Origin of the sequence: Burkholderia latens, assembly GCF_902499045.1 — a bacterium.
GTDB lineage: Bacteria > Pseudomonadota > Gammaproteobacteria > Burkholderiales > Burkholderiaceae > Burkholderia > Burkholderia latens.
Map to the genome: position 1 here is coordinate 1 of NZ_CABVPL010000095.1, position 3,800 is coordinate 3,800.

The 3,800-nt window shown below is 72.8% G+C and carries 1 protein-coding gene; it reads right to left on the reverse strand.

The genetic code is table 11. The annotated features are described in order from the left end of the window. Positions 1 to 429 precede the first annotated feature (429 nt). Positions 430 to 3,800: cellulose biosynthesis protein BcsC (locus tag BSE24067_RS32005; protein WP_174904997.1), on the reverse strand; the 3,371-nt coding region annotated here is incomplete at its 5' end.

Genomic DNA, 3,800 nt, shown 5'->3' on the forward strand with positions numbered 1-3,800 from the left:
CAGCCCGTCGATCGCGAGCCGGCTCAACGGGCCGGCGCGGCCGCCGGCCGGCCCGGTGCGCAGCAGCGTGCGCAGGCGGCCAAGCAGGCCGGCGGCGCCGAGCGCGGGACGGGTTGCATCGAGTTCCGTGTTCACGCGTTCTCCCCAGGGTCTGCTTGCATATGGAACGCACGTGCGTTGCCACGAGAACGGCCGCTCGCGACGCGCGTGACGCCGCGAATACTGACGTATCCGCAAGGAGCGCAACGCGGCGAGCGGCCGTTCTCGTGGCAACCCCAAATTGAAAACCGCCTTCCAGCGGAATGCACGAAATCGCCCGTATGGCGGCGTCGCTCGTCACTTGTTTGGCTCGGCCAAACGGCGCTCGTCACTTCTTGCCCTCCGAGCGATTTCGGGCATTCGCACGTACGTTCCATATGCAAGCAGACCCTAGTAATCCGAATAAAGCCGCACCGGCGTCGGCGTGACGAGCCAGCTGCGTGGCGCGCGCGCATCGAACGCATAGCGCAGATAGACGAGCGCCGAGCTCGGCGCATAGTCGTGCGACCGGTCGACGTGCAGCTGCGCGCCGACGCTCAGGTGCGGATTCACGCGATACTCGACGATACCGTTCACGCCGTACGAGAACGACACGCCGCGCGTCGAACTGCCCGTGTAGACGAGCCCGGCCGCCTGCTGCGCGGCGCGCTGGTCCGACAGCGTCGGGTAGAACAACGAATCCTTTTCATAGCTGTTCGAGATCCCGGCCGTGACGGTCAAATCCCACGACAGCGCGTCGCGCCGCCCGGCCCATTCGATCGGCACGCCGAGCGACAGGTAGCGCTGCGGGCTGTAGTACCCGCCCTGCCCGTACGTGTAGTAGCGCAGGTTCTGCGCGTAGTGCCACGCATTGCCGACGAGTCCGGTGCTGACCTTCATCGTCGCGCGTTCGTACACGGGCACCGTGAACCCCGAGCGCAGCGTCACTTCCGCGTTGCGCTCGACGTTGCGGCCGGACAGCACGCCGGCGCCGAGCTCCGCGAACAGGTTCACGCGGCCGACGTCGACCGCCGCGCGCAGGTTCACGCCGTCGCGCCGCACGCCGCCCCACACCGCGCCCGTCCACGGGTCGCGCATCCCCGCATACGACAGCACGCTGCTCGTTTCGGGCCGGCGCGACGCGTTCACGGTGAAGCTCGCCGGGCCCGCGTCGAAGCGATAGCGCACGCCGCCGACCAGGTAATGCACCGGAAAGCCGAGCGGCGACGTGCCGAGATCGACGCGCCATGCGTCGGTCCGATAGCCGGCGCCGAGCGCGACGCCCGTCGCCGGCTGGTGCAGGCCGCCCTGCGGATGCGCGATCAGCGCGGCGGCTGCCGGGTTCGGTGCGAACGGCGCAGGCAACCCGATCGGCGCGCGCAGTGCCGCGTACGTGCCGAAGGTTTTCAGCGCATACGCGTTCGGGTCGCTCGTGTCGAGCGTGCCGGCGTCCAGATGTACGGTGTCGAGCTGCAGAAACGCGTGCCCGTCGTAGCGCACCGGCATCTGCATGTAGACCGGCACCTGCTGCGCGCGGTAGGCGGACACCCCTTCGTCGCCCGACTTGTATGCGGGCAGCCAGCCGATCTCGATCTCCGGGTCGCGCCGTTGCTCGAGATCGGCGAACGCGGCCTGCGCGGGCGTGCGGCCGTCGCGGCCCGCGCTCACGCCGGTCATGCGTTCCTGCGACAGCGACAGCCGGTACAGCGACGCGGCATCGTCGTAGCGGCCCTGCGCCTCGGCCACACGGCCGGCCGCGACCGTCACGTCGGCGCGCGCCGGATACGCGGCGTGCAGCGGATCGATCACTTGGGCGGCTTCGTCCGTGCGGCGCAGCGCATTCAGCCTGCGCACCACCGACAGGCGCGTATCGACGTCGTCGTCCGGCGTGCGCGCGAGCACGGCCTGCACGCGCGCGAGCGCGGCCGCGCGATGGCCGCTGTCCTCGTCGATGCGCGCGAGCGCGAGCTGCGTATCGGCATCGTCCGGCGTGCGCGCGACGACCGGCGCGAGCGCGTCGCGCGCAGCGTCGTAGTGGCCCTGCGCGCGCTCGAGGTCCGCCAGTTCGAGCGCATAGCGCTTGTCCGCGCGGCCGGCCGGGCTCGCCCGATCGAGCAGCGTGCGCGCACGCGCATAGTCCTGCTGCGCGATCGCGTCGTCCGTCTGCCGCAGCACGAGCCGCAGCGACTGATCCTCGATGCGCGCGGTCTGGGCCGGCGTCAGCGCCGGTTCGCGGCGCAATGCGTCGAGCCACGCGGCGAGCGTGTCGTCGCGGCCCGCGCTGCCGAGCAGGTCGCCGTAGCGCAGCCGCACGTCGGCATCGGCGTCGCGCGGATGCGCGGCGATCCAGTCGCGCAACGGCGCGAGACCGCGCTCGGGGTCGCCCGCCTCGATCCACTGCGCGCCGATCGCGGCCAGCATGTCCGGATCGTCCGGCGCGCTCGCCTGCGCATGCGCGAGTGACGCGGCGAACGCCGCCCGATCGCCGCGGCCGAGCGCGCCGCGCGCATCGGCCAGCGCGTGTTCGGCGCCGAGCTTGCGCGCGAGCGCACGCATGCCGTCCGAGCGGTGCGCGTCGTCGACGCGCGCGAGCGCGTCCTGCGCGCCGGCGACGTCGTCGAGCGAGTTGCGGTACAGCGCGGTCGCATAGCGCATCTCGGGCGTATCGCTCGACGCGAGCCCGTCGTCCATCACCGTGCGGCCGAGTTGCGGCAAGCCCATGTCGCGATACAGCCGAGCGAGCGCGAAGCGCGTCCACGGCGCATCGGGCGCCGCACGCACGGCCGCTTCGTAACGTTGCGCGGCCGGCCCGCGTTCGCCCTTGTCCGCGAGCGCGCGCGCCTGGCTCGCGAGTACGTCGGCGCGCAGCCCGTCGAGCGCGCGGCGGTCGTCGCGGCCCGTCACGCGGTCTTGCAGCGCGTCGAGCAGCGGACCGATGCGGTCCGCGCGGCCGGTGTTTTCGTACAGCAGCGCGGTGTCGCGCACGGCCGACAGGGTCGGCGTGCGAGCGGCCAGCAGTTCGCGCAGCAACGGCTCCGCGCGAGCCCAGTCGTGCTGCGCGAGCAACGCATCGGCGAGTTGCAGCTTTGCATCGGGACTGCCGGGCTGCAGCGCGAGCGCGGCACGCGCCGCGCGCTCCGCATCCTGTGCGCGCCCGGCCGACGCCGCCGCGCGGCCCTGCGCGAGCAGCCCCCAGAACTGCGCGGTGCGTGCCAGGCTCTGCCATTTGCCGCGCTGGTCCGTCGACAGCGTCGCGGCCCGCGCGAACAGCGCGCGTGCTTCATCGTGCCGGCCCTCGCGCAGGCGCAGCAGGCCGAGCCCGCCGAGCGCATCGGCGTCGCCCGAGCGCCCCCGCGCGGCGCGCTCGAGCAGCGGATCGGCGCCGGCCAGGTCGCCGCGTGCGAGCGCCTGCAGACCGCGCTGCTGCGCGATGTAGTCGGGATCGCGTTCGAGCCGCCGCTGCGCGTCGCGCTGCTGGTCGAGCGCGGCAACGCGATCGCGGAATTCGGTGTCGTCGGGCATGAGTTCGAGATACGCGTGCAGCGCATCGCGATACGCGGGATCGGCGCCGGCGGACTGCAGCACGCGCCGCCACACGGCCATCGCTTCCGTGTGGTCGGCGTCGGGACGCTTCGCGAGCGACCACGCGATCCGGTTCGCTTCCGCGCGCGTGTCGGCGCGCTGGTTCAGCAGCCGCGCGAGCGCCAGCGCCGCGCTCGTGTCCTGCGGGTCGGCCGCGACCGTGCGGCGGAGCGCCGCGAGCGCCGGCTCGGGGCCGCCCG